This window comes from Streptomyces sp. NPDC051109 (assembly GCF_044455885.1).
In the GTDB taxonomy this organism is placed as follows: domain Bacteria; phylum Actinomycetota; class Actinomycetes; order Streptomycetales; family Streptomycetaceae; genus Streptomyces.
On sequence record NZ_JBITFF010000008.1, the window covers coordinates 151,092 to 175,577 of the forward strand.

A 24,486-nucleotide genomic window follows, 5' to 3' on the forward strand; every position below is an offset into this window, starting at 1 on the left:
CGCTCTGCCGGAACACCAGTCCCACGCGTTACCGAGAGGTTGAGCCGATGACGGACCCCGCAGTCGAACGGGACGCCGCCGAGGCCGCCTCGGCCTTCGCCCACCCGCCGGTCGCCCCGGACTCGACGGGGGCGTACGGGGACCACCCCGACCACGTGATCGACTTCTACGCCCCGCGCGGCGAGACCGCCACCGGGTCGGTCCCGCTGGTGGTGCTCCTGCACGGCGGCGCCTGGCGCGCCCCGTACGACCGGCACCACATCACCCCGCTCGCGGACTTCCTGGCCCGCCGGGGTTTCGCCGTCGCCAACGTCGAGTACCGGCGCGGAAGTTCCCTGCCACGCCAGAACGCCGAGGGGCACGTGGCCGGCCGCTGGCCGGAGACCTTCGACGACGTGGCCGCCGCGATGGACGCCCTCCCGGTGCTCGCCACGGCCCACCTCCCGCAGGCGGATCCGCGCCGTACCGTCATCACCGGGCACTCCGCGGGCGGCCACCTCGCGCTGTGGGCGTCGGCCCGGCACGTCCTGCCGCCCGAGTCGCCGGCCGCCTGGAGGCTGCCTTCGCCGCCGCTGCTGCGCGGCGTGGTGGCGCTCGCCCCCATCGCGGACTTCGTGGCCGCGGAGGAGCTGGGCGTGTGCGGCGGGGCGTCCGCGCAGCTGCTGGGCGGCGCCGACCAGTGGGCGGAGCGGCTGCCGTTCGCGGATCCGGCGGTCCTGCTGCCGACGGGGATCGCGACGGCCGTCGTCCACGGCCGGGAGGACATCGTGGTCCCGTCGTCGGTGGCCGAGTCGTACGTGGCCGCGGCGGCGAAGGCCGGGGAGACCGTGGGCCTGACCCTGCTGGACGGGGTCGGTCACTTCCCGCTCATCGACCCCGCGGCCGACGCCTGCGCGGTGGTGGCCGAGGAGATCTCGCAGCTCGCCTGGTAGAGGCCGGCGGCGCGGTACAGCAGCAGCGCGTGCACGAACCGGTCCTCGCGCGTGGGCGGACACCGCCAGGCCAGCGGCCAGGCGCCTTCGAGGGCGGGGACCGGGATGTACGTGGTCCGGCGCGGCCCCGACGCGAGCCGCGTGAATCCGGGTGGCCAGGCCCGGTACGCGGCGCCCCCGACCGGGATCAGGAAGTAGACGGGCCGCCGCCCGTTGGCCTGGACGACGATCGGCCCGGGATCGCCGCCGGTGAGCGTGACGAGGAGATCGGCGAGATCCCGTCCCATGTCACCGTCCACACGTACGGCGTCGAACATCACCCCTGCCTTGCGAATTCCGATACCGGCGGCCGGAATCCAGCTGGGCATGCGGGAGTTGGGCGAGTGACTTGCAGTGCTCATGGAGCAAGCGTGACGGTTCAGGTCCCCCGTTTTCCAGGTATCGGACGTGATAGGCGAGAAGTCCGCCAGTTCGGCGCCGAACTGAAGTGACATCGGCTTTCGGACAGCAGAAGATGGTCTCCTTGGTCATCTTTCCGCAAAGGAACCCCTGCTGGTGCGTCCCACTCGTACGACTGTCCTGCTGACCGCAGGTCTGGTCACACTCCTCGGCATACCGGCAGCCACGGCCGCCGATGCCCCCGACACCCTCTACGTGAGCAATCACGACGATTCCGGTTGCTCCGACGGGGGATCCGGCTCCCAGGCCGCGCCGTTCTGCACGATCGCGGCGGCCGTCAAGGCCGTACGGCCGGGCCAGACCGTGCGGATCAAGCCGGGCACGTACGACGAAGCCGTCACGATCGACCGCTCCGGCGAACCCGGCAAGCCCATCGGTTTCGTGCCCGACGCAGAGGCAGGTTCTCCGGCGCGGGTGAGCCTCCGCTCCGGCCGGGGTCTGACCATCAGCGGTGCGTCCCACGTGGTGGTCCGCGGCATCACGGTCGCCGCGCCCCTCCAGGTCGGCCGGTCCGGCGATGTCGAGCTGGACCGGATCACCGCCGGCGCGGGCCGGGACGTCCCCGGGGGCAACGGGGTCGTGGTCGGCGACGGAAGTGCCGACGTGCGCATCACCCGCAGCTCACTGCAGGGCGTCCGGATCGACGGCGGCTCGCGGAACACCGTGCTCGCCCGCAACGTGATCTCGGGCATCTCCGCGGCCGCGCTCAGCGTCACGGACGCGCCCGGCAGTGTCGTCACCAACAACACGCTCCGGGGCGTCTGTTCGGCCACCCTCGCGCTCGGCGGGAACTCGACCGGATCGGCCGTGTTCAACAACGTGGTCTTCACCTATGCCCGCACCGGGTACTGCACCTCGGACGATGCGCGCAACCCGTTCCTGGTGGCGCAGAGCGCGACGGCGGGTACCCGAGCCGACTACAACCTGATCGCCGGCAGCGCGGGACCCGAGCCGGCGTACAGCTGGGCCGGTGGCGCGTACAAGGATCCGGCCGCCTTTCAGGCCGGCACCGGGCAGGGCGCGCACGACATCCTGACCCCGTCGTCCGCGGGCGTCGGCCCGGTGGACGGCTCTCCGACCATCGACTCCGCCGACCCGACGGCGCCGGGCGTACTGCCCACCGACTTCAGCGGCTATCCGACCACGGACGACCCGCGGGTCCCCAACACCGGCCGTGACGGCGGGTACCTCGACCGCGGCGCCTACGAGATCCAGGACGGCCTGAGCAGCGCCACGATGTCGATCGACCAGAGCTGGGCGCCGGTCGGGACCAAGGTGGAGGTGAAGGCCGCGTCGGACAGCAAGTGGCCCTCCACGATGAGCTACCGCGTCGACTTCGGCGACGGGACGCAGCCGGTCGTCACCCAGCAGGGCAACGAGCCCCAGGCCCTCGCCTCGCACACCTACGGCAAGCCGGGCGACTACGTGGTCAAGGTGACGGCGGTCAACGCCGCCGGCCGGACGGCCGCCACGGAGAAGCCGGCCAAGGTGACCGCCGCCGACAAGCCGCTGGCCGCGGACTTCACCGCCTCGCCGGTCCTGCCGACCTCGGACAGTCCGGACGAGCACGTCCCCCCGCTGACCATGGGGCTCGACCTGAAGTCCACGGTGGCGCCGTGGCCGGTGCAGAGCGCGCTGGTCGACTTCGGCGACGGCAACGGCAGCTTCGAGTCGCGTGACTACAGCTCCCCCGGGCAGCACACGTACACCACGCCGGGCGAGTACAAGGTGACGGTCAAGCTCCAGGACGTCAAGGGCGCCACGTCCACGGTGAGCAAGACCGTGCGCGTGGACTACCCGGCGTCCGGCTACGTCGCCACCGAGCCCTTCCGCATCGTCGACACCCGGACCTACCTCTGGTCGCTGCGCGGCGGGGAGCCCTGGTCCACGCGCCTGCCGGCGGGCGGGGCGCTCTCGGGCGGCATGACCGCGGCGGTCCTCAACGTGACCGTCACCGGCGCGAGCGAGGACACCCACCTCAGCGTGTCGCCGAACCGCCAGGACCGTCCCGCGACCTCGAACGTCAACGTCCGGGCGGGCGGTACGTCGTCCAACACGGTGACCGTTCCCGTCGGTTCCGACGGCTCCGTGTGGTTCCGGCTCAACTCCGGTGAGGCGAAGCTGATCGTCGACTTCGTCGGCTACTACCAGCCGAACACCGGGCAGCGCTTCAGCCCGGTCACCCCGACCCGTCTCGCCGACACCCGGACGGGGGCGGGCGGCGCGCTGGCCGGCGGCCAGACACGCACCGTCAAGGTCGCCGGTGTGGGCGGGATCCCCGCCGACGCCACGGCGGTCGCGCTGAACCTGACCGGCACCGGGGCGACGTCGGACACGCACGTGATCGCCTACCCGGACCCGGCGAAGCGGCCCGTGACGTCGAACCTGAACCCGGAACCGGGCAAGGACAAGTCCAACCAGGCCATCGTGCCGGTGGGTCCGAACGGGACGATCACGCTCTACAACAACGCCGGTTCCACGCACCTGGTGGTGGACGCGGTGGGCTACTACGGCAAGGACGGCAAGGCCCTCTTCACGCCGATCGTCCCCAAGCGCCTCGGAGACACCCGGGTCACCGGCAAGCTGGCCCCGGGTGCGACCACGACCGTGGCCGGGCTGCCGTCCGACGCGGTGGGCGCGGTGCTGAACGTGACCGCGACCGACACCTCCGCCGCCGGCTTCCTGACCGTCCACGGGTACGGGAGCGCACGTACGGACGCGAGCAGCCTGAACACGCTGCCCGGCCTCACCGTCCCGAACCACGTCACGACTCCGGTCGGGGACGGCAAGGTGAACGTCTTCAACAGCTGGGGCGGCAGCAACCACGTGATCACGGACCTGCTCGGCTACTTCACCGAGAGCCGCTGACCCGACCCGACCCGACCTGACCTGACCTGCACGTCCGGAGCCGGCCATTCCTGGAATGGCCGGCTCCGGCCTATTCGGCGGTGGCGGCCAGGCGGGCGGCGAACGTGGCGAGGCGCTCGCCCTGGTAGCGGGCCGCGGTCAGGGTCTCCTCGCTGACGGCGCCGCTGCCGCCCGGGTGCGAGGTGCCGTACGGGTTGCCGCCGGCGCCGTAGACGACCGGGTCGGTGTAGCCGGGCGAGACGATGACCGAGCCCCAGTGGTGGAACGTGTTGTAGAGGGCGAGCAGCGTGGACTCGTTGCCGCCGTGCGCGTTGTGGGCGCTGGTGAAGCCGGTGGCCGGCTTGTCGGCGAGTGCGCCCTGCTGCCAGATGCCGCCGGTGGTGTCGAGGAACTGCTTCAGCTGGCCCGCGATGTTGCCGTACCGGGTCGGCGAGCCGATCGCGTAGGCATCGGCCCAGGTGAGGTCGTCCAGCGTGGCGATCTCGACGTCCTTGGTGTCCTCGACGTGCCGGCGCCAGGCCGGGTTGGAGTCGATGGCCGCGTCGGGGGCGAGCTCGGGCACCCGACGCAGGCGGACTTCGGCGCCCGCCTTCTCGGCGCCTTCGGCGACGGCCTTCGCGAGCGCGTGGACGTTTCCGGTGGACGAGTAGTAGATGACCGCGACCTTGGCACTCATGGTGGGACTCCTTGGCGTGACCGCAAGCGGATGGCTATCCGTTTCGCTTCGACAGGCGAAAGTAAAGCGGATAGGTATCCGATTGGCAAGGGTGGTCCGGTAGCCTCTGGATATGAGCCGCATCGAACTCCCGGTCACGGGCCAGGCCCCGCCCGAGCGCGCGGACGCCGCCCGGAACAGGCGGAAGATCCTGGACGCGGCGGCGCAGCTGGTCGCCGAGCAGGGGCCGGGCGCCGTGACGATGAACGCCGTCGCCCACGCCGCGGGGATGGGGGTCGGGACGGTCTACCGCCGCTTCGGCGATGTGAGCCGGCTGCTGTTCGCGCTGCTCGACGAGGACGAGCGGCGCTTCCAGGAGGCCTTCCTGAGCGGGCCGGCCCCGCTCGGCCCCGACGCGCCTGCCGACGTACGGCTGCGCGCGTTCCTGCACGCCCTGGCCGAACGGCTCGTCGGGCAGCGGGCCGTGATGGCGGTCGCGGAGGCCGCCTCGCCGGGCGCGCGGTACGAGAGCGGCGCGTACCTGACCATGCACACGCACGTCGCGATGCTGCTCCGCGGGGCCCGCCCGCAGGAGGACGCCCCGGTGCTGGCGCACCTGCTCCTCGCCCCGTTCGTCCCCAGCCTCTTCGAGCACCTCACCGCCCGCGAGGTCCCGGTCGACCGGATCAAGGCGGCCATCGACGCCCTGCTCGGCTCCGGACGAGAAGCCAGTGGATCAAGCCGCTGACACGTCTGTACGCTGAACGGGATTTCGAACCCGTTCAGGGTTCTGCACCAGACCAAGGGGGGTACGGTGCACCGTCGCCGTCTCATGTTTTCCGCCGCCCTCGTGGCAGCGGGCGTAGGCCTCTTCTCCGGCCCGGCCGTAGCGGCCGGTCCCGTCGCTCCCGCCGGCCACGGCGTGGCCGCGACGACCGGGGGGAACCCGGGCAAGGGAGGGCCGCTGCCGGGCGGCAAGACCTTCTCCAGCCCGGCCGAGCGCACGGTCCGCACATCGCCGGCCGGATCGGCAGCCCGGACCGGGGCGGCCGCGCAGGCGCAGCGCGCGTCGGGGGACGCGTACCTCGCGATCGATCTGGAGGCCCACGGCCCGACCGCGCACTCGATCGAACTGCGGACCATCGTCACCAGCGAGGGCGCCGCGCTCGACGTCACCATCGACTGGGGCGACGGCGCCGCGGACCAGGTCGCCGTCACCAGCTCCGGCTCCGACCTCCGGTACACCACGCACAAGTACGCCAAGGTCGGGAAGTACCCCGTCACGGTCACGGTGAAGGACACCACGCACGGGGTCCAGGCCGTGAACCGGCTCGACTTCGTCACCTCGGGCAGCGAGTACACCGCGCACGCGCCGACCCGGCTGCTGGACACCCGCGCCGGCATCGGCGCCGCGCAGGCCAAGGTCGCGGGGCGGGGCTCGGTGGCCCTGAAGGTCGCCGGCGTCGCCGGCATCCCCGCCGGGGCCACCGAAGTGGTCCTCAACGTCACCGCCACCAACGCCGCGGGAGCGGGCCACGTCGTGGTCCAGCCCGGCAAGGACGGCTTCGAGACCGGGTCGAACCTGAACTACGCCGCGGGGCAGACCGTTGCGAACCAGGTGATCGTGCCGGTCGGCGAGGACGGGTCCGTGCGCCTGGTCAACGGCGGCTGGGACTCGGTCGACCTGGTCGCGGACGTCACCGGCTACTTCACGGCGTCGGTCGCCAGCGGCTACACCACCCTGAACCCGGTCCGTGCCGTCGACACCCGCGAGGGGATCGGTACGGCGAAGGGGCAGGTGCCCGGCTACGGGAGCTTCGGGGTGGACATGGCCGGGCGCGGGGGCGTCCCGAAGGGTGCCACCGCCGTGGCGCTCAACCTGACGGCCACCAATCCGCGGGCGGCCGGCCACCTGACCGCGTACCCGAGCGGGCAGGCGGCGCCGTCCACGTCGAGCCTGAACTTCTCCGCCGGTCAGACGGTCGCCAATTCGGTGATCGTGCCGGTCGGCCCCGACGGGAAGATCACCATCCGCAACGGCAGCTGGGACCGGGCCGACGTGGTGGCCGACGTGGTCGGCTACTACAGCACCGACAGCAGGGCGGCCCTCGTGTGCCTCGGGGGCCCGTACCGGGTCCTGGACACCCGCATCGACAGCTGGGGCCGCAAGGCGGGCCCGGTGCCGGCCCGCACGATGCTCCCCGAGCGGTTCGACGCCGATACGACGAACTCCGACATCGACGGCTGGGTGCTGAACACCACGGTCACCAACACCACCGGGGCGGGCTTCCTCTCGGTCACCGCCGACCCGAACACGTGGCCCGACTACGTGAAGGGCAGCGCGGTCACGCCGCAGCGGCCCGTCTCCTCGTCCGTGAACTGGACGGCGGGTGCGACCGTGCCGAACCTGGTCCAGACGTCCGGGGGCAAGGGCGGCATCATCGACTTCTGGAACCAGGGCTGGCAGGACATCGACCTGATCGTCGACCTGATCGCCTGGTACCAGACCAGCTAGTCCCCGAAACGTGAGAGGGGCGGTGCGCCGTGTGGCGCACCGCCCCTTTCACGTGGCGGTTCCTAGAGGAACGAGTTGATCTCGATCGTCTCGGTGCGGCCGGGGCCGACGCCGATCGCGGAGATCGGGGCGCCCGACATCTCCTCGAGGGCCTTCACGTACGCCTGGGCGTTCTTCGGGAGGTCCGAGAACGTCTTGGCCTTGGTGATGTCCTCGGACCAGCCGGGGAGGTTTTCGTAGATCGGCTTCGCGTGGTGGAAGTCCGTCTGCGAGTACGGGAGCTCCTCGACGCGCTTGCCGTCGATCTCGTACGCGACGCAGACCGGGATCTGCTCCCAGCCGGTCAGCACGTCCAGCTTGGTGAGGAAGAAGTCCGTCAGGCCGTTCACGCGGGTGGCGTAACGGGCGATCGGCGCGTCGAACCAGCCGCAGCGGCGGTCACGGCCGGTGGTCACGCCGCGCTCGCCGCCGATGCGGCGCAGGTCCTCGCCGTCCTGGTCGAACAGCTCGGTCGGGAACGGGCCGGCGCCGACGCGGGTCGTGTAGGCCTTCAGGATGCCGATGACTCGGCTGATCTTCGTCGGGCCCACGCCGGTGCCGGTGCAGGCGCCGCCGGCGGTCGGGTTCGAGGAGGTGACGAAGGGGTACGTGCCGTGGTCGACGTCGAGCAGCGTGCCCTGGCCGCCCTCGAACAGCACGACCTTGTCCTGGTCGAGCGCGTCGTTGAGGATCAGGGTGGTGTCGGCGACGTACGGCTTGATCTGCTCCGCGTACTGGAGCATCTCCTCCACGATCGCGGCGGCCTCGATGGCGCGGCGGTTGTAGAGCTTGGCGAGGAGCTGGTTCTTGCCCTCCAGCGCCGCTTCGACCTTCTGGGTGAGGATCGACTCGTCGTACAGGTCCTGGACGCGGATGCCGATGCGGTTGATCTTGTCCGCGTACGTCGGACCGATGCCGCGGCCGGTCGTACCGATCTTGCGCTTGCCGAGGAAGCGCTCGCCGACCTTGTCGAGGGTCACGTTGTACGGCGTGATGAGGTGGGCGTTGCCGCTGATGAGCAGCTTGGAGGTGTCGATGCCGCGCTCGTTCAGGCCGCGCAGCTCGGAGAGCAGGACGGCCGGGTCGACGACGACGCCGTTGCCGATGACCGGGGTGCATCCGGGGGACAGGATGCCGGAAGGGAGAAGGTGCAGCGCGTACTTCTGGTCGCCTACGACGACCGTGTGGCCGGCGTTGTTGCCGCCCTGGTAGCGCACCACATAGTCAACGGATCCACCGAGCAGGTCGGTGGCCTTTCCCTTGCCCTCGTCACCCCACTGAGCTCCGAGCAGCACAAGAGCGGGCACAGGCGTACACCTCTTCCGGATGGGGCATGTCCAAGGTCAGGGGGCGTACGACGATGTACACCGCAGGCTGAGCCGTCGGACCGGTACCCCGGAATAGACGAAGGCCCTGGCGCAATAGCGCAAGGGCCTCTTGCACAAAGATGCTACCCGAGGAAGGACCGAGGTGTCGGCTCCAGAGCCCACCATGAGCCATGCGGGCGCGCCGGTAGGCGGCCTGCTCGTGCTCGTCGACCCGGTCGCCCGCCGTCTTGACGGCGAGTCCGTGCGGATCGCGAAGGATGTTCTGTCGGCGGGGGCTGCGGCGAAAATCTGCCTCCCGGACTCGCGGGAGGAGTTTGCGCGGGCCCTCGCCCGCCGGGGCCATCGGCAGCCGGTGATCGTCGGCGACGACCGGGCGCTGGTACGGGCCGTGGGGCTGTTGCACCGTGAGCGCGGGCTCGCGGACGGGGCCGTTTCACTGATTCCGGTGGGGCAGCTGGGGCAGCTGGGGCTGGCGCGGTCGCTGGGCGTTCCGCTGTCCGCGGTGGCGGCGGCGCGGTCGGTGCTGGACGGTGCCGTACGGACGCGGGACCTGCTGGTGGACGACAGCGACGGGGTGGTGCTCGGGGATCTGCGGATCCCACCCGTCCGGGCGGCCCCCGGACCCTCGGGGCCGTCGGTCCGGAGCGCCTACCGCTCGCTGGTGCGGACGCTGGTCCCGTCGGGGCCCCGGGCGGGGCACCGGCTGCGGGTGGAGGCGGACGGGCAGGTGCTGGTGGACGTGGATCGGGCGGTGGAGGACCTGCGGATGGTGCCGGTGTCGTCCGGCGGGGTGGCGGAGGTGACGGTCCGGCTGGTCGGCGGAACCTCGCTGCGGGTGAAGGCGGCGTCGTTGACGGTGTCGGGCTCGGACTTCCGCTACCGGGCGGACGCGCTGGTGGCGGGCCCGGTCCGGCGCCGTACCTGGACTCTGCGGCCGGGGGCCTGGGCGCTGACGCTGCCGCGGGTGTAGCGGCGGGGGGAGCGACGGGAGGGGTGCTGCGGCGGCAGCGGCGCGAGGGGCGCCGCGGCGCTCACTGCGGGATGCGGCCGCGGCCTCACGGGTTCGGGAGGTCCAAGGTGGCCCGGTGGGCCCGCCAGCGGTCCATCATCGCGTGCATCTCGCCCTGCAGGAACTCGAAGAACGCCGCCGTCTCCGCCATGCGCGCGCCGGCCGGGGTGTCCGTGCCGACTCCGGCCGCGCCGTCGCGGAGGGTCTTCTCGAAGAGGTTCAGCACCTGGTCCCGCCGGGTGAACGTCTCGTACCAGAGCTCGTTGTGCAGGACGTACCGGTCCCGCCGGGAGCCCGGCTCCCGCTCCCGGCTGACCATGGTCACCTGCGTCAGGTAAGCCACCGCCCCCGACACCGCCGCCGGGCTGATCCGCAGCGCCTCGCTCAGCTCCGCCGAGGTCATCGATCCGCTGTCGCTCGCGAGCAGCTGCGCGAAGACCCGCGAGGCCATCCGCTGCATGCCCGCTTCGGTCAGCTGCGCGGCGAACCGCTCCACGAAGCGCGAGACCGCCGCCTCGTCGCTCCGAACGTCCTGCGCCCGTGCATCCATGTCGTCCGCCACCCTCCTGACTTTATACGTTTCCCTAGCTTCACAAGTTTGTGAAAGTAGCGTACGTTCAGAATCATGACGAAGGCAATCAGCGTCGCCGGACTCCACAAGGCGTTCGGCCGCACCCCCGCACTGGACGGTCTCGACCTCGCGGTCGCCACCGGTGAGGTCCACGGCTTCCTCGGCCCCAACGGCTCGGGCAAGTCCACCACCATCCGGGTTCTGCTGGGCCTGCTGCGCGCCGACTCCGGAACCGCCGAGCTGCTCGGCGGCGATCCCTGGGCCGACGCCGTGCAACTGCACCGCCGCGTCGCCTACGTCCCCGGCGACGTCACCCTGTGGCGCAACCTCTCCGGCGGCGAGGTCATCGACCTCTACGGGCGGCTGCGCGGCGGGCTGGACCGGACCCGGCGCGCCGAGCTGATCGAGCGGTTCGAGCTGGACCCCACCAAGAAGGGGCGTACCTACTCCAAGGGCAACCGGCAGAAGGTCGCGCTCGTCGCCGCCTTCTCCTGCGACGCCGAACTGCTCATCCTCGACGAGCCCACCTCCGGGCTGGATCCGCTGATGGAGGGGGTCTTCCAGGGCTGCGTCGCCGAGGCGCGCGCCGCCGGGCGGACGGTGCTGCTCAGCTCGCACATCCTGAGCGAGGTCGAGACCCTCTGCGACCGGGTCAGCATCATCCGCAAGGGCCGCACGGTGGAGACGGGCACGCTGGCCGATCTGCGGCACCTGACGCGTACGTCGATCAGCGCCGAGCTCGCCGGCCCGCCGAACGGCATCGCGCACCTGCCGGGCGTGCACGACGTGGAGGTGCAGGGGCTGAAGATCCGGCTCCAGGCCGACACGGACAAGCTGGACGCCGTACTGCGCTCGCTCGCCGACTCCGGGGTGCGGTCGCTGACCGCGACCCCGCCCACGCTGGAGGAGCTCTTCCTGCGGCACTACGCGGACGACACGGACGACACGGACGGTGTGGGCGGCGCGGGCGCAGCGGGCGACGTGGGCGGCGCGGACGGCAACGGCGGTAGCGCGAGCGTGAAGGCGGGCGTGTCGCGATGAAGGACCAACTGGCCGGCACCGGCCCGCTGCTGCGCCTCGCACTCCGCCGCGACCGCGTGATGATGCCGGTCTGGATCATGGTCGTGGCGCTGCTGGTGCTCAGCCTGCCCGCCTCGCTGGAGTCGGTGTACGGGACGGCCGCCGAGCGGGCCCGGCTGGTCACCACGATGAACACCAACGGCTCGCTGCGCGCCCTGTACGGGCCGGTCTTCGGCGACTCGACCGGCGCCCTGACCGCATGGCGCGGCGGGGTCTTCGCGGGGGTGCTCGCCGGGATCATGAGCTTGGTCATCGTGGTCCGGCACACCCGCGAGGAGGAGGAGACGGGCCGTCAGGAGATGCTCTCCGCCGCGATGGTGGGCCGCCGGGCCCCGCTGACGGCCGCGCTGCTGGCAGCCTTGACGGCCAACGGGCTGGCCGCGCTGCTGGTGACGGCCGGGCTCGCCGGACGCGGGGCGGGCGGTGCGCTCGCCCTCGGGCTGGGCATCGGCGCCACCGGGATGCTGTTCGCGGCCCTGGCCGCCATCGCGGCGCAGCTGACCGAGAGCGCGCGGCTCGCGAAGGGGCTCACGGGCGCGCTGCTCGGCGTGGCGTTCGTACTGCGCGCCGCCGGAGACGCCGGGAGCGCCGGGGGTTCGAGCGCGCTGACCTGGGTGTCGCCGCTGGGCTGGCTGGAGCACGTACGGGCCTTCGCGGACGAACGCCCGTGGGTGTTCGCCCTGTTCGCGTCGGCCGTGGCGGTGCAAGTGGCGGCGGCGTACGCGCTGGCCGGGCGCCGCGACGTCGGCATGAGCTTCCTGTCGGCCCGGCCGGGCCCGGCGGAGGGCCGGCTCGGCAGCGCGGGGGCACTGGCCTGGCGGCTCCAGCGGGGGAGCCTGATCGGGTGGAGCCTCGGGTTCCTGGCGGCCGGGGTGGTCTTCGGCGGGATGACGGACGGGGCCACGCAGCTGGTCGGCGACAACGAGCGGACCCGCGAGATCATCAAGCGGATGGGCGGGCAGAGCGGGATCGCGGACGCCTTCCTCGCGACGATGGCCGGGATGCTCGGCATGACCGCCGCCCTCTACATCGTGTCGGCGGTGCTGCGGCTGAGCGCTGAGGAGTCGGGGCAGCGCGCCGAACCGCTGCTCGCGAACGCCGTCGGCCGGCTGCGCTGGGCCGGCGGCCACCTGGCGGTGGCGTTCGGCGGCTCGGCGCTGATCCTGCTGCTGGCGGGGCTGGGCCTGGGGCTCGGGCACGGCCGGGACGTGGGCGCGGCGGTCGGCGCGACGCTCGCCCAGCTCCCGGCGGTCTGGGTGATCGGCGCCTTCGCGGCCCTCCTGCACGGCGCCGCCCCCCGGTGCGCGGTGGCCGCCTGGGCGGTGGCCGGGGGTGCGCTGACGCTGGGCTGGATCGGCCCGGCGATGAACCTCCCGCAGGCCGTCCTGAACCTGTCGCCCTTCGCCCACCTGCCCAAGCTGCCGGGTGCCGAGGCCCTGGCCTGGGCCCCGCTGCTGGTGCTGACCGCGCTGGCGGCGGCCCTGCTGGCGGCCGGCCTGACCGCGCTGCGCCGCCGGGACCTGGCCGTGTAGTACTCCGCCCCGGACCGTCGGACTGACCGAACTGTCAGAACTCCACGAGGAGTTCGTCCAGACCGCGGATGACGTACCCGTCCCGCCACCGAGGCTCCCGTACGAGCTTCAGCGGCGGGACTCCGTCTGCCAGCAGGGCCCCGAACGAGGCGGTCAGCTCCCGCCGCGCGAGCGGGGCGCCGAGGCAGTAGTGGATCCCGGCGCCGAAGCTGAGGTGCGGATTGTCGGCCCTTGCGAGGTCCAGGTCGTCGGGCCGTTCGAACCGGGCGGGATCCCGGTTCGCGGACCCGAAGAGCAGCGCGACCTCGGCTCCGCGCGGGATGACGGTGTCACCGATACGGATGTCGTCGAGTACCCAGCGTTCGAACATCTGGAGGGGAGTGTCGTAGCGCATGAGTTCATCCACAGCTGTGGACAACTTTTCGGGATCGAGCGCGGCGAGCTGCTCGGGGTGGCGGAAGAGGGTCCACCAGCCGTTGACGGTGGTGTTCACGGTGGCCTCGTGGCCGGCGTTCAGCAGGAGGACGCAAGTGGAGATCATCTCCTGCTCGCTGAGCCGGCCCTCCTCGTCGTGGGCGGCGATCAGGCCGGAGATCAGGTCCTCGCCGGGCTGCTTGCGCCGTTCGGCGATCAGCTCGCGCAGGTATGCGCTGAACTCCACGCTCGCGCGGACCGCCCGCTGCGCGGTCTCCTCGTCCGGGCGGAGCTCGTACATCCCGCAGATATCCGCCGACCAGGGCCGCAGCAGGGCCCGGTCCACCGCCGGGACCCCGAGCAGCTCGGCGATCACCGCCACGGGCAGCGGCTCGGCGACGACGGTGAGCAGGTCCCCGCCCCCGTCGGCGAGGAGTTGCCCGGCCAGCTCCCGGGCGAGCCGGTCCACGGCGGGCGCGAGCTGCTCCACGGTGCGCGGGGTGAACGCCTTCGACACCAGGCGCCGTACGCGCGCGTGGGCGGGATCCTCCAGGTCCAACAGGCCGTTGTCGTTGAGGACGTGGAAGGGCTCGTGGCCCGGGGGCGGGGCCTCCCGGCCGAACTCCTCGTGCGAGAAGCGGTGCAGGTAGGTCCGGCCCAGCCGGCGGTCGCGCAGCAGCGCGCTCACATCGGCGTAGTGCGGCACGAGCCACTGCCCGGTGGCCTCCCACCACAGCGCCCGCCCCTGCTCCCGCAGCTCCCGGTAGGCAGGGTAAGGATCGGCAACAAACGCGGCGTCCCACGGATCAAAGCCCATCCCCGAAGCCTAGGGGCTGTGCCATGAGCGTGTGTGACGTGCCGTCATGTCGCGTGCCCGTGCCCGTGCGCGGTGCCCGGCAGACGGATTCGCCAGGACTCCACCGCCCCGGCAAGGCCGACGACGATCTTCGACATTGCCCTCGCCCGGGCCGGAAAGCGCGTCGCCGCCGGAGAGTGCGACCAGCCGAGGGCGGGCCGCGACATCTGCCTGGACCGGTACGAGGCCGACTCCCCGTACTGACCGGACGGCCGCGGCTATGCCGGAGTCACCAGGCGGGTCTCGTAGGCGAACACCGCGGCCTGGGTGCGGTCGCGCAGGCCCAGTTTCACCAGGATGCGGCTCACGTGCGTCTTGATCGTCGACTCCGCGACGATGAGCCGGTCCGCTATCTCCGCGTTGGAAAGCCCCTGCGCGATCAGCACCAGCACCTCCGTCTCCCGCTCCGTCAACTCCCCTGCCCCCGCCGGATCCGCCAGCTTCGGCGGGGCCGACAGCTTCGAGAACTCAAGGATCAGCCGCTTGGTGACCGTCGGCGCCAGCAGCGCCTCACCGGAAGCCACGACCCGCACCCCGTCGGCGAGCTGCCGGGCCGAGGCGTCCTTGAGCAGGAACCCGGAGGCCCCGGCCCGCAGAGCCTGGTACACGTACTCGTCGAGGTCGAAGGTCGTCAGGACCAGCACCTTCGCGTCCGTGTCGGAGGCCACGATCTCCCGCGTCGCCTCCAGCCCGTTCATCACCGGCATCCGGATGTCCATCAGCACCACGTCAGGCCGCAGCGCCGCCACCTTGGCGATGGCCTCGCGGCCGTCCACCGCCTCGCCGACCACCTCGATACCGTCCATCGCGTTCAGCAGGACGGAGAAGCCCTCCCGGACCATCATTTGGTCGTCGACGATCAGCACCCTGATGGTCATGCCGACTGCCCTGCGCCCTGCGCCGCGTCCTGCGCCTCGCCCTGCCGTCCGCGCACCGGTATGAACACCGCCACCTCGTACCCGCCCGCACCGGTCTCGCCGGCCGTCATCTCACCCTCCAGCATGGCCACCCGCTCCCGCATCCCGGTGATCCCGTGCCCCGCACCCGGCGAGGGCCGCACATCCGCGGTCGCCGCCGCATTGACCACCCGTATGCCCAACCCGCCCAGTACGTACGAGACCTCGACCGACGCCGGCGCCCCCGGCGCATGGCGCAGGGTGTTGCTCAGCGCCTCCTGGATGATCCGGTACGCCGACAGCTCCACGCCCGGCGGCAGCTCCCGCACCGACCCCGTCACCGTCTTCTCCACGCTCAGCCCGGCCTCCCGCACATTGGCCAGCAGCCCGTCCAACGAGGCCAGCGTCGGCTGCGGGGCGTCCGGCGCCTCGTAGTCCGCGGAGCGCACGACACCCAGTACCCGGCGCAGCTCCGTCAGCGCCGCCACCGCGTTCTCCCGGATGGTGGCGAACGCCGCCTCCAGCTCCGGCGGCGGGTTCTTCACCCGGTACGGCGCTGCCTCCGCCTGGATCGCCACCACCGACATGTGGTGGGCCACCACGTCGTGTAGCTCCCGCGCGATCGTCGTCCGCTCCTCCAGCAGCGTCCGCCGGTCCCGCTCCACGGCCGTGACCTCCTGCTGCGCGCTGACCTCCTCCTCCGCTTCCCTGCGTATGTTGCGGACCGTCACCACCAGCAGCGAGACCGCCAGGACGAAGGCCATCGGCATGATCTCGACGGGCTCCCCCCGGCCGAGCACGACCGGTATCCCGAGCCCGACCCCCAGGGTGATCAGCCACATCCAGCCCGCCGCCCGGGGCCTGAGCCGCATCGCGGCGAACGTCACCGTTGCCAGGTAGGAGACGAAGGCGCCCGGCGTCCAGGGCCACACGTCGTTCATGCCGGAGCCGACCACCGCGAGCGCACCGCTGGCGGCTATGGCCGCCCAGAACGCCCCCACGGGCCGCGCCAGGGTCATCAGCACCGGCGTGGCCGCGACCAGCCCCATCACGAGGGAGCTGCTCGGTACGACGTACTCCCCGCTGGTGGTGGACGTCAGCATCACCACGAAGAACGCGGCGAACCCGACGACCGCATGCGGCAGATATGCCATGTACGGCCGTATCCGCCCGGGCAGCCGCCGCGTCACCGGACCGTCGGTGCGCATCGGCGCCAGCGGCCGGTACGCGAAGGCGTCCGTGATCAGATCCTGGCGCAGGCTCTGGAACAGGCCGGAGGCCATCCGGAACTCAGGGGTCCGGGGGTTCGCCCGGGAGGTCGTCTCGGTCATACCCACACCGTAGGTCGGCCGCCCCCTCGTCCGCGTCGCCGCTGAAGGGGATATCCCGGCCTCCCCCTCAAGTACTACCCGGGGCACTCAGTAGCCCGCTGGACGGACCAGACCCGTCTCGTACGCGAACACCGCGGCCTGGGTGCGGTCCCGCAGGCCCAGCTTCACCAGGATCCGCCCCACATGGGTCTTCACGGTCTGCTCGGCCACCACCAGGTGCGCGGCGATCTCCGCGTTGGACAGCCCCTGCGCGATCAGCGACAGCACCTCCGTCTCCCGCTCCGTCAGCTCGTCGATCCGCGCCTTCGAAGGCGCCCGCGGCGCCCCCATCCGCGAGAACTCCGTGATCAGCCGCTTGGTGATGTTCGGCGACAGCAGCGCCTCGCCGGCCGCCACCACCCGGACCGCCTCCGCGAGCTGGTCGGCCGACGCGTCCTTCAGCAGGAACCCCGAGGCCCCGGCGCGCAGCGCCTCGTACACGTACTCGTCGAGGTCGAAGGTGGTCAGCACCAGCACCTTGACGGTGGAGTCCGGGGCGGCGGTGATGATCGAGGTGGCCTCGATGCCGCCCATCCCGGGCATGCGGATGTCCATCAGGACCACGTCCGGCCCGAGTCCGGCGACCTTGGCCACCGCGTCGGCCCCGTCCACGGCCTGGCCCACGACCTGGATGTCGGGCTGGGCGTTGAGGAGGACGGTGAAGCCCTGCCGGACCATCATCTGGTCGTCGGCGATCATCACCTTGATCGGGCCGGCCGGAGTGCTCATGCGTCCTCTTCAGTCCTTCTTCGTCTCGGGATCCATCGGGAGCACGGCGCTCACCTCGTAGCCGCCGCCGGGGCGGGGGCCGGCGGCGAGTTCGCCCCCCAGCATGCCCGCCCGCTCACGCATCCCGAGCAGACCGTGCCCGGCGCCGTGCGAGGGCGGGGCCGGCCGGGTCGGGGCGCTGTTGGCGATGCACAGGTGCAGCTCGCACGGCCCGTACGCGATACCGACCTCGACCCGCGATCCGGGCGCGTGGCGCAGGCAGTTGCTCAGCGCCTCCTGCACGATCCGGTACGCGGTGAGCTCGACGCCCGGGGCGAGGGGCCGCCGGATGCCCGCGATCTCGGTGGTGACGGCCAGGCCGGCGCTGCGCACGTTGTCCACGAGGCCGTCCAGTTCGGCGAGGGTGGGCTGCGGATGGTGCGGGTTCGCCGGGTCGTCCGGCTGCTCGGAGCGCAGCACGCCCAGCACCCGCCGCAGTTCCGTCAGGGCCTCCAGCGCGTTCTCCCGGATGCCCGCCAGGTTCTCCTTGAGCTCCTCGGAGGGGTTCTCCACCAGGTGCGGGGCGACCTGCGCCTGGATGGAGATCACCGACATGTGGTGGGCGACGACGTCGTGCAGCTCGCGGGCGATCCGGTTGCGCTCCTCCAGCAGGGTGCGCTGGGCCCGCTCCTCCTCGGTCAGCGTCTCCTGTTCGACGAGCTTGCCGCGGGCCAGGCGGGTGGCCCGCAGGGCGTACCCGAGCAGGCCGACGAAGCCGAAGAGGAGAGGTGCGGCCACGATGCTGCTCTGGCTGTGCTCCGGTTTCAACAGCAGCTCGGCCAGACCGGTCAGCCCGATGGGGACGGCGATCGCGGCGACGGTCACCCGGGGCGGCACCCGCAGGGCCACCAGCAGCAGGACGGGTGCGAACGCGAGGAGCCCGGAGGGTATCCAGGGCCAGGTCTGGTCGGGGCCGACGTCGTCCCGGATCGACCAGGCGGTCACGCCCGCGGCCAGCAGGCCGAACCACCATCCGCCGATCGGGCGGAACATCGCGAGGACGATGGACGTGCCGGTCAGGAGCCCCGCCAGCAGCGGGATGCCGCCGTAGTCGTTGTAGTTCTCGCCCATCTGCTGCGCGGTGAGGAACCCGAAGAAGACCGCGGCGTAGATGACCACTGCGTGCGGCAGCCGGGCCAGCCAGCGGGGCCGGGACATCCGGGGCAGCGGGTCCCGCTCGACGGTGAGCAGGTCCTGGGCCAGGGTCCGCAGGATCCGGGCCCCTGGCCCGGTGGTCCTGGCGGAGTCCGCTTGCGCTTCCACTTCCATGGCGGGCGGCTCGCTCTGCTCGTTCACGCCGTCCAGCCTAGGCATGGTGGATCACCTTTTCGGACGCCCGCAGGGTGCGGGCCGTGGTCCGGGAGCCCGTGACCGCACCGGAGACCGTCCGGGAGGACGTGGCCCTCTTCGGCCGCCCGGCCTGCTCGTACGTACGGAACGCGGTCCAGCAGACGCCCAGTGCGGCGGCGAACACCGGCAGCCACAGCAGCCGGGCGGCTATCCACAGCGGGGAGTCGGGCACGGTGTGCAGCCCGGGGAGATCGGCGGGGGCCAGCAGCCCCAGAGCGGTGACGGCCATCATCGCCGTCTGGTGCCACAGGAAGATCGTCATCGCGGACAGGTTCATCAGCGCCACCTTCGCCCAGGCCCGGGGCCGTCGCACGGCCCGGTCCAGCGGCCCGCGGAGCAGCAGGGCCAGCCCGCACTGGGCCAGGCCGAAGGCGACGGCAGCCAGAGTCGGCGGGTTCAGGTTCGATATCGGGGCTCCGGGGACGCCCACCATGGACGCCGGATACCCGCCCCAGAGGACAAGCCCGGCGGTGGCTGCGGCGCCGCCGCCGAGCAGCAGGGCGGCCGGGGTGCGCCGGGCGAACGCCCCGCGGGACCATGCGGCGCCCAGCGAGAACGGGACGAGCCAGCCGGCGGCCACATTGACCCAGCCGATCCACTCGGGCCCGCCGAGGCCGAACCGCCACACGTCCACACCGGCCACCACGGCCAGCGGCCACAGCGGGCTCAGCCGGGCCACGAGCGGCGTGGCGGCGGTGAGCACGGCGAACACGAGGAGGAACCAGAGCGGGGAGAGGACGAGCTTGACCAGCGTCTGGACGGTGCTCGGCTCGGCGCCGCCGAGCAGCATCCCGACCGACGTCACCGCCCACAGGGCGAGCACCGCGGCGACCGGCCGGAACAGCCGCGACAGCCGCTGCCCGACCCACACCCCGTAAGGGACCCCGCGCTCGCGCGCCGAGGCGTGACCGCGGGCGGCGACATGGCCACCGACCAGGAAGAACACGGACAGCGTCTGGAACACCCAGGACACCGGAGCCAGCCACGGCAGGTGGGCCAGCGGACTGGTGGTGCTCAGACCGCCGTTGGCGGTGGTCAGCGCGGTCACCAGCCAGTGGCCCAGCACCACGCCGAGGATGGCGAAGGCCCGTAAGGCGTCCACGGTCCGGTCCCGGTCGGCGGGCGTCCCGGCGTCGATGCGGTCTGCGAGGGCGGACCAGCGGGCGCGGAGCTCAGGCATGGGGAGCCTCCAGGGCGGTGCCGAGGACGATGCGGGTCAGGCTGTCGAGGGACGCGGTGCCGGGCTTGAGGTAGTCGCTGTGCCCGCCGGGGCCGGCCGCGAAGAGCCGGGCCCCGAAGGCCGGGTCGACGGGGTCGGTGCCGAAGCCGACCCCGCCGAGGCGTACATGGGGGACATGGCCGATCCAGTCGGCCCCGCCGCGCCCGGCCCAGACCCGGGCCCCGGTCGGGAGTTCGGCGGCAGCGGAGGCTCCCGTACCGGGGCTGCCGAACAGGGCCATGTCGGTGACTTCGGGGCCGGTGCGGGTCCGGGCGCAGACCACGGACCCGTACGAGTGGCAGAGCAGGGAGAGCCGGGCTCCGGGCGCGGCCGTACGTCCCAAGCGGTCGAGGAAGGGGCCCAGTTCGGCGGCCGCCGCATCCGCCCGGTCGGCGGTCAGGACGGTCGCGCTGACCGTGCCGGGGGTGTCGTACCCCAGCCAGGCGACCACGGCGGAGCGCGGATGCTCGACCTGGAGGCGCTGCTGCAGGGCGACGGCCCCGGCGCGGAACCGCTGGTAGGTGTCCAGCTTGGTGTCGGAGCCGGGCACCAGGACGGCGACCCGGTCGGCGCTCGCCAGATCGCCGAGCACCTCGACGGCCCGGCCCTTGCCGCGGCCGTCGAAGGCGAGGAACCGGGCGGTGCCCTCCGCCTCCATGGCGTGCAGTTTCGCTGCGCGCCCGGTGCGGCCCGCGTCCTGCGCCATGCGGGCCGCCTCGGCGAGGTCGGCGCGGTGGGCGGCGTACCGGTCGGGGAGCGCGGCGTGTTCGGCGAGTACGGCGGGCGCCGGAGCGGGGACGTCGGGAGAGGCGGCGGCCGACACGGGGAGCACGACGGCCGCCGCGACGAGCCCGCCCAGCAGGGTGCGCCGCAGCCGGCCGCGCTGCTGCCGTTCGGCGGGGCGTCGTCGTTCGAGGCGCCCATCGGGGCGTCCATCGGGGCGTCCTGCGGCGCGGGTCATGGCGGGTCCCTCTTCCTTCGCACGGTTCCGGAGGCGGCGCTGTCCGCGTCATCTCCGGTTCCGAAGTTAGGAATTGGGGGGCATCGTCGGCGTCCCGCTGCAGAGCCCCCTTTCCGCGTGGCTCTCAGGTATGACAGGGCAGACCTGAGAGCCACGCCCGAAGAGGACCGCCATCCCCCGGACCCGTACCCGGGGATGCGTCCTCAAGGCCGTGGACTAGGTCGTGCCTTTGGGATCGGGCCGCCGCGCCACGATCCGAAAGACGGGGCCCAGGGTCCCGGGATGACCAACGGAGACTGGCGCAACGACCGCATAGGCAGCGCGCATCGGGGCGAGAACCCGACCGTGCTGCGCCGCCTCGACCAGGGTTTCGCCGTCATCGGGGACCGGCAGTTCCTCCCCGGGTACGCGGTCCTGCTGACGGACGACCCGTCAGGGACCCGGCTCTCGGACCTGCCGCAGGCGCGCCGGACGGCGTACCTCGGCGACATGGAGCGGCTCGCCGAGGCCGTCGAGCGCGCCTGCCGGCGGCTCGATCCGGGCTTCCGCCGGGTGAACATCGAGATCCTGGGCAACTCCGATCCGTACCTGCACGCCCACATCTGGCCCCGCTACGACTGGGAGCCCCCGGAACTGGTCCGCGTGCCGGTGTGGCGGTACGAGCAGGAGGAGTGCTGGCGGGGCGACCGCCACGCGCTGGGCCCCCGCCACGACGGCCTGCGCGCCGCCATCGGGGAGGAGCTGGACTTGCTCGCGGCGGGGTAGGCCGTACTTCCCGACCGGCCGGGCAGGCATCCCTCTACGGCGTCGCCGCCCCGTCGGCCAGCAGCGCGTCCAGGGCCTTCGTGAGGCGGTCCAGGACCTCTACCGTTTCCGTGAAGGCCGCCTCGCCCAGTTCCTGCGCGAGGCGGTTGGCCAGGACGGCGTGGGCCGGGGTGATGCGGGCCACGGCGGCACGCCCCTCCTCCGTCGGGCGGAGCAGTTTCGCGCGCCGGTGGGCCGGGTTCGGGACGTACTCCGCGAGGCCCTTGGCCGCCAGCAGGTCCGCGATGCGCTGGACGCTCTGCCGGGTGATGCCCATGGCCCGGGCGATCCCCGCCACCGGTAGCGGCTCCTGGAGCACCGCGCCCAGCACCTGCCACCAGGCCGCGGTCAGCCCGGCCGGTCTGGCCAGTTCCTCGGAGATCGCGAGGAAGCGGCCGTTCAGGCCGAACACGCCCAGGGCGGTGCGGCTCAGCAGGTCCTGCCGGGCCCGCACCGGCGAAGGAGAGGACGGGGCGTCAGGCATCGCCGCGCTCCCCCGCCGCCATCAGCACCGGGAACGCGCTCGCGTCAGAGTCGTGGAACAGCCGGTACCAGGCGTCCAGGACCTCCGGCCCGTAGACGTCGAGCCGGGCGAAGACCTCCCGGGCGAAGGCCACCGGTTCCGTCGGGCCCGCCGTGATCAGGTCGCCGTCCGTCACCGCGTCGGCCTCGACGTAGCGCCCGGCGCCCGCGTAGCCCGGCTGCGCCGCGAGGTAGCCGGCGGCCGCGCTGGTGTGGGCGTACGCGTCGAGCAGGCCTTCGCGGGCCAGGCCGGCCGTGGCTCCGCAGATCGCCGCGACCGGGACCCCCGCCGCCAGGAACTCCCGCGCCTTCGCCGCGAAGGGGGCCAGGTCGTCGCCGGAGTCCCAGAGCGAGGCGCCGGTCAGGATGAGGAGGGAGGAGTCCTCGGGCGAGAGGTCCGCGAGGGCCAGGTCGGGCTGGATGCGGACGCCGCCCATGGTCGTGACGGGCGCTCCGGCGGCGAAGCCGACCGTACGGACCCGGTGGCCGCGCTGGGTCAGGTGCGCGGTGGTGTGGCCGGTCTCCCAGTCCGCGTACGTGTCGTACACCGCGAGGTGGACCGGCCGGGTGGACGGAGTGGGGGGAGTGGACGGAGCGGAGGGAGCGGTCGTCCCGTTCGTCGTCATCTTCATCGCCTCTTCCATCGGTATGACAGTAGGCTGTCACTTCGACAGTGTGCTGTCAATCACTCCGATCCGCGATCCGCGATCCGCGATCCGCGATCCGCGATCCGCGATCCGCGATCCGATGGGTGATGCATTCCGCGAGGCCGTTCCGCCACCCGTTCCGCATTCCGTGCCGACAGACTGCCGAGGCCCGGCCCCCACCCGCATACAGTCCGCCGATATCCCCTCCCACCTGGGCACTCTTAGCGTGGCCGCATGACCCCTCACGTCACCACGGGCGACACCGCCGCCGCCGGCGCGGCCGTCAAGGCCGCCGACCGCGCCCACGTCTTCCACTCCTGGTCCGCCCAGGCCCTGATCGACCCGCTCGCCGTCGCCGGGGCCGAGGGGTCGTACTTCTGGGACTACGACGGCAACCGCTACCTCGACTTCTCCTCCCAGCTGGTGAACACCAACATCGGCCACCAGCACCCCAAGGTCGTCGCCGCGATCCAGGAGCAGGCCGCCCGGCTCTGCACCCTCGCGCCCGGCTTCGCCGTCGACGTCCGCTCCGAGGCCGCACGCCTCATCGCCGAGCGGACCCCGGGCGACCTGGACAAGGTCTTCTTCACCAACGGCGGCGCCGAGGCCGTCGAGAACGCCGTCCGCATGGCCCGTCTGCACACGGGCCGGCAGAAGGTGCTGTCGACGTACCGCTCGTACCACGGGGCCACCGCCGCCGCGATCAACCTGACCGGCGACCCGCGCCGCTGGCCCTCCGACACGGCCGCCGCCGGGGTCGTGCACTTCTGGGGCCCGTTCCTCTACCGCTCGCCGTTCCACGCCGCCACCGAGGCCGAGGAGTGCGAGCGAGCCCTCGCGCACCTCGCCGACACCATCGCCTTCGAGGGTCCGGCGACCATCGCCGCGATCATCCTGGAGAGCGTGCCGGGCACCGCCGGGATCATGACCCCGCCGGCCGGCTACCTCGCGGGCGTACGCGAGCTCTGCGACCGCCACGGCATCGTGTTCATCCTCGACGAGGTCATGTCCGGCTTCGGCCGGACCGGCAAGTGGTTCGCCGCCCAGCACTGGGACGTCACCCCCGACCTGATCACCTTCGCCAAGGGCGTGAACAGCGGGTACGTGCCGCTCGGCGGCGTCGCCATCTCCGGCGCCATCGCCGAGACCTTCGCCACGCGCCCCTACCCCGGCGGCCTGACGTACTCCGGTCACCCCCTGGCCTGCGCCGCCGCCGTGGCGACGATCAACACCATGGAGGAGGAGGGCGTCGTCGAGCACGCCGCCCACCTCGGCGCGAACGTGATCGGCCCGGCACTCGCCGAGATCGCCGAGCGGCACCCGTCGGTCGGCGAGGTCCGCGGCCTGGGCGCGTTCTGGGCGCTGGAGCTCGTACGGGACAAGGAGACGCGCGAGCCGCTCGTCCCGTACAACGCGGCCGGGGCCGACAACGCGCCGATGGCCGAGTTCGCCGCGGCCTGCAAGGCCTCCGGCCTGTGGCCCTTCGTCAACATGAACCGGACGCACGTCGTGCCGCCGTGCACCATCACGGAGGCGGAGGCCAAGGAGGGCCTGGCCCTGCTGGACGAGGCGCTGACGGTCGCGGACCGGCACACCACCGCGGCCTGACGGCGGCGTCCGCTCAGGAAACCGCCGACGCTCGATCGGTTTCGGCCTCGCTGTCTGGCCTAAGGTGTCCGAAAGTTCACTGA

General features: G+C 72.4%; 23 protein-coding genes. 10 read left to right on the top strand and 13 right to left on the bottom strand.

The features are described from left to right. Positions 1-47 precede the first annotated feature (47 nt). Complete coding sequence (locus ACIBAD_RS17345; protein WP_398907527.1) at positions 48-932, top strand: alpha/beta hydrolase family protein; 885 nt, start codon at positions 48-50, stop codon at positions 930-932. Here the strand turns inward: ACIBAD_RS17345 and ACIBAD_RS17350 are convergent. Next, positions 857-1,333 carry a hypothetical protein gene (locus ACIBAD_RS17350; protein WP_398907529.1) on the bottom strand — a complete coding sequence of 159 codons (477 nt, stop codon included), beginning with the start codon at positions 1,331-1,333 and terminating at the stop codon, positions 857-859. The genes ACIBAD_RS17345 and ACIBAD_RS17350 overlap by 76 nt on opposite strands. 154 nt (positions 1,334-1,487) lie before the next feature. On the opposite strand from ACIBAD_RS17350, the gene ACIBAD_RS17355 reads away from it, so the two are divergent. After that, positions 1,488-4,259, top strand: a complete 2,772-nt coding sequence (locus tag ACIBAD_RS17355; RefSeq protein WP_398907531.1) for a PKD domain-containing protein — start codon at positions 1,488-1,490, stop codon at positions 4,257-4,259. A gap of 70 nt (positions 4,260-4,329) precedes the next feature. Here the strand turns inward: ACIBAD_RS17355 and wrbA are convergent, their stop codons facing one another. Continuing rightward, the gene (gene wrbA, locus ACIBAD_RS17360; RefSeq protein WP_134072630.1) at positions 4,330-4,935 is read right to left on the bottom strand and encodes an NAD(P)H:quinone oxidoreductase; all 606 of its coding nucleotides are present in this window, start codon (positions 4,933-4,935) and stop codon (positions 4,330-4,332) included. A 112-nt stretch (positions 4,936-5,047) separates the two neighbouring features. Here wrbA and ACIBAD_RS17365 point away from each other — a divergent pair, with 112 nt between their 5' ends. After that, positions 5,048-5,662, top strand: a complete 615-nt coding sequence (locus ACIBAD_RS17365) for a TetR/AcrR family transcriptional regulator (protein ID WP_134072628.1) — start codon at positions 5,048-5,050, stop codon at positions 5,660-5,662. Between the two features lie 66 nt (positions 5,663-5,728). Further along, on the top strand, positions 5,729-7,429 hold the full coding sequence (locus ACIBAD_RS17370; protein WP_398907534.1) for a PKD domain-containing protein: 1,701 nt from the start codon (positions 5,729-5,731) through the stop codon (positions 7,427-7,429). A 62-nt stretch (positions 7,430-7,491) separates the two neighbouring features. On the opposite strand, the gene ACIBAD_RS17375 is transcribed toward ACIBAD_RS17370, so the two are convergent. After that, positions 7,492-8,775: an adenylosuccinate synthase gene (locus ACIBAD_RS17375; RefSeq protein ID WP_134072624.1), complete on the bottom strand. Its 1,284-nt coding sequence runs from the start codon at positions 8,773-8,775 to the stop codon at positions 7,492-7,494. Positions 8,776-8,959: 184 nt separating this feature from the next. Between ACIBAD_RS17375 and ACIBAD_RS17380 the strand changes: the two genes are divergently transcribed. Further along, entirely contained in the window at positions 8,960-9,766 is an 807-nt protein-coding gene (locus tag ACIBAD_RS17380; protein WP_398907670.1) for a diacylglycerol kinase, read from the top strand. Positions 9,767-9,851: 85 nt separating this feature from the next. Here ACIBAD_RS17380 and ACIBAD_RS17385 read toward each other — a convergent pair whose 3' ends face one another. Continuing rightward, entirely contained in the window at positions 9,852-10,355 is a 504-nt protein-coding gene (locus ACIBAD_RS17385; RefSeq protein ID WP_398907671.1) for a GbsR/MarR family transcriptional regulator, read from the bottom strand. Between the two features lie 75 nt (positions 10,356-10,430). Between ACIBAD_RS17385 and ACIBAD_RS17390 the strand changes: the two genes are divergently transcribed. Next, a complete protein-coding gene (locus ACIBAD_RS17390) occupies positions 10,431-11,417 on the top strand; it encodes an ABC transporter ATP-binding protein (RefSeq protein ID WP_134072622.1) in 987 nt (328 codons plus the stop codon). Further along, a complete protein-coding gene (locus tag ACIBAD_RS17395) occupies positions 11,414-12,988 on the top strand; it encodes an ABC transporter permease (protein WP_398907537.1) in 1,575 nt (524 codons plus the stop codon). The genes ACIBAD_RS17390 and ACIBAD_RS17395 overlap by 4 nt, the downstream gene beginning before the upstream one ends. A gap of 34 nt (positions 12,989-13,022) precedes the next feature. On the opposite strand, the gene ACIBAD_RS17400 is transcribed toward ACIBAD_RS17395, so the two are convergent. Beyond that, positions 13,023-14,219 (bottom strand): cytochrome P450, encoded by a 1,197-nt coding sequence (locus ACIBAD_RS17400; protein ID WP_134072618.1) that lies wholly within the window; start codon positions 14,217-14,219, stop codon positions 13,023-13,025. Positions 14,220-14,291: 72 nt separating this feature from the next. Here ACIBAD_RS17400 and ACIBAD_RS17405 point away from each other — a divergent pair, with 72 nt between their 5' ends. Next, a complete protein-coding gene (locus ACIBAD_RS17405; RefSeq protein ID WP_398907540.1) occupies positions 14,292-14,462 on the top strand; it encodes a hypothetical protein in 171 nt (56 codons plus the stop codon). 14 nt (positions 14,463-14,476) lie between these two features. Here ACIBAD_RS17405 and ACIBAD_RS17410 read toward each other — a convergent pair whose 3' ends face one another. The 6 genes from ACIBAD_RS17410 to ACIBAD_RS17435 form a co-directional block, all read right to left on the bottom strand. Beyond that, positions 14,477-15,136 (bottom strand): response regulator transcription factor, encoded by a 660-nt coding sequence (locus ACIBAD_RS17410; RefSeq protein WP_134072614.1) that lies wholly within the window; start codon positions 15,134-15,136, stop codon positions 14,477-14,479. Continuing rightward, positions 15,133-16,485, bottom strand: a complete 1,353-nt coding sequence (locus ACIBAD_RS17415; RefSeq protein WP_398907543.1) for a sensor histidine kinase — start codon at positions 16,483-16,485, stop codon at positions 15,133-15,135. Before ACIBAD_RS17415 ends, ACIBAD_RS17410 begins: the two co-directional genes overlap by 4 nt. A gap of 87 nt (positions 16,486-16,572) precedes the next feature. Beyond that, positions 16,573-17,253 (bottom strand): response regulator, encoded by a 681-nt coding sequence (locus tag ACIBAD_RS17420; RefSeq protein ID WP_398907545.1) that lies wholly within the window; start codon positions 17,251-17,253, stop codon positions 16,573-16,575. A gap of 9 nt (positions 17,254-17,262) precedes the next feature. Further along, complete coding sequence (locus ACIBAD_RS17425) at positions 17,263-18,606, bottom strand: sensor histidine kinase (RefSeq protein WP_398907547.1); 1,344 nt, start codon at positions 18,604-18,606, stop codon at positions 17,263-17,265. Then, entirely contained in the window at positions 18,599-19,822 is a 1,224-nt protein-coding gene (locus tag ACIBAD_RS17430) for an acyltransferase (RefSeq protein WP_134072606.1), read from the bottom strand. The genes ACIBAD_RS17425 and ACIBAD_RS17430 overlap by 8 nt, the downstream gene beginning before the upstream one ends. After that, a complete protein-coding gene (locus tag ACIBAD_RS17435) occupies positions 19,815-20,822 on the bottom strand; it encodes an alpha/beta hydrolase (RefSeq protein ID WP_398907549.1) in 1,008 nt (335 codons plus the stop codon). The genes ACIBAD_RS17430 and ACIBAD_RS17435 overlap by 8 nt, the downstream gene beginning before the upstream one ends. 282 nt (positions 20,823-21,104) lie before the next feature. Here ACIBAD_RS17435 and ACIBAD_RS17440 point away from each other — a divergent pair, with 282 nt between their 5' ends. Beyond that, complete coding sequence (locus tag ACIBAD_RS17440; RefSeq protein WP_398907551.1) at positions 21,105-21,587, top strand: HIT family protein; 483 nt, start codon at positions 21,105-21,107, stop codon at positions 21,585-21,587. A gap of 34 nt (positions 21,588-21,621) precedes the next feature. Here the strand turns inward: ACIBAD_RS17440 and ACIBAD_RS17445 are convergent, their stop codons facing one another. Next, positions 21,622-22,110, bottom strand: a complete 489-nt coding sequence (locus tag ACIBAD_RS17445; RefSeq protein ID WP_134072600.1) for a MarR family winged helix-turn-helix transcriptional regulator — start codon at positions 22,108-22,110, stop codon at positions 21,622-21,624. Next, on the bottom strand, positions 22,103-22,774 hold the full coding sequence (locus tag ACIBAD_RS17450) for a DJ-1/PfpI family protein (RefSeq protein ID WP_398907672.1): 672 nt from the start codon (positions 22,772-22,774) through the stop codon (positions 22,103-22,105). The genes ACIBAD_RS17445 and ACIBAD_RS17450 overlap by 8 nt, the downstream gene beginning before the upstream one ends. 255 nt (positions 22,775-23,029) lie before the next feature. Here ACIBAD_RS17450 and ACIBAD_RS17455 point away from each other — a divergent pair, with 255 nt between their 5' ends. Continuing rightward, positions 23,030-24,403 carry an aspartate aminotransferase family protein gene (locus ACIBAD_RS17455; protein ID WP_398907554.1) on the top strand — a complete coding sequence of 458 codons (1,374 nt, stop codon included), beginning with the start codon at positions 23,030-23,032 and terminating at the stop codon, positions 24,401-24,403. Positions 24,404-24,486: the final 83 nt, after the last annotated feature.

Bases quoted from the DNA above. Each gene is read 5' to 3' on its own strand.
- ACIBAD_RS17440 (WP_398907551.1), top strand. From the start codon at position 21,105: ATGACCAACGGAGACTGGCGCAACGACCGCATAGGCAGCGCGCATCGG.
- ACIBAD_RS17425 (WP_398907547.1), bottom strand. From the start codon at position 18,606: ATGCCTAGGCTGGACGGCGTGAACGAGCAGAGCGAGCCGCCCGCCATG.
- ACIBAD_RS17455 (WP_398907554.1), top strand. From the start codon at position 23,030: ATGACCCCTCACGTCACCACGGGCGACACCGCCGCCGCCGGCGCGGCC.
- ACIBAD_RS17385 (WP_398907671.1), bottom strand. From the start codon at position 10,355: ATGGATGCACGGGCGCAGGACGTTCGGAGCGACGAGGCGGCGGTCTCG.
- ACIBAD_RS17350 (WP_398907529.1), bottom strand. From the start codon at position 1,333: ATGAGCACTGCAAGTCACTCGCCCAACTCCCGCATGCCCAGCTGGATT.
- ACIBAD_RS17420 (WP_398907545.1), bottom strand. From the start codon at position 17,253: ATGAGCACTCCGGCCGGCCCGATCAAGGTGATGATCGCCGACGACCAG.
- ACIBAD_RS17430 (WP_134072606.1), bottom strand. From the start codon at position 19,822: ATGCCTGAGCTCCGCGCCCGCTGGTCCGCCCTCGCAGACCGCATCGAC.
- ACIBAD_RS17435 (WP_398907549.1), bottom strand. From the start codon at position 20,822: ATGACCCGCGCCGCAGGACGCCCCGATGGACGCCCCGATGGGCGCCTC.
- ACIBAD_RS17445 (WP_134072600.1), bottom strand. From the start codon at position 22,110: ATGCCTGACGCCCCGTCCTCTCCTTCGCCGGTGCGGGCCCGGCAGGAC.
- ACIBAD_RS17415 (WP_398907543.1), bottom strand. From the start codon at position 16,485: ATGACCGAGACGACCTCCCGGGCGAACCCCCGGACCCCTGAGTTCCGG.
- ACIBAD_RS17450 (WP_398907672.1), bottom strand. From the start codon at position 22,774: ATGACGACGAACGGGACGACCGCTCCCTCCGCTCCGTCCACTCCCCCC.
- ACIBAD_RS17400 (WP_134072618.1), bottom strand. From the start codon at position 14,219: ATGGGCTTTGATCCGTGGGACGCCGCGTTTGTTGCCGATCCTTACCCT.
- ACIBAD_RS17410 (WP_134072614.1), bottom strand. From the start codon at position 15,136: ATGACCATCAGGGTGCTGATCGTCGACGACCAAATGATGGTCCGGGAG.
- ACIBAD_RS17390 (WP_134072622.1), top strand. From the start codon at position 10,431: ATGACGAAGGCAATCAGCGTCGCCGGACTCCACAAGGCGTTCGGCCGC.
- ACIBAD_RS17380 (WP_398907670.1), top strand. From the start codon at position 8,960: ATGAGCCATGCGGGCGCGCCGGTAGGCGGCCTGCTCGTGCTCGTCGAC.
- ACIBAD_RS17395 (WP_398907537.1), top strand. From the start codon at position 11,414: ATGAAGGACCAACTGGCCGGCACCGGCCCGCTGCTGCGCCTCGCACTC.
- ACIBAD_RS17365 (WP_134072628.1), top strand. From the start codon at position 5,048: ATGAGCCGCATCGAACTCCCGGTCACGGGCCAGGCCCCGCCCGAGCGC.
- ACIBAD_RS17345 (WP_398907527.1), top strand. From the start codon at position 48: ATGACGGACCCCGCAGTCGAACGGGACGCCGCCGAGGCCGCCTCGGCC.
- wrbA (WP_134072630.1), bottom strand. From the start codon at position 4,935: ATGAGTGCCAAGGTCGCGGTCATCTACTACTCGTCCACCGGAAACGTC.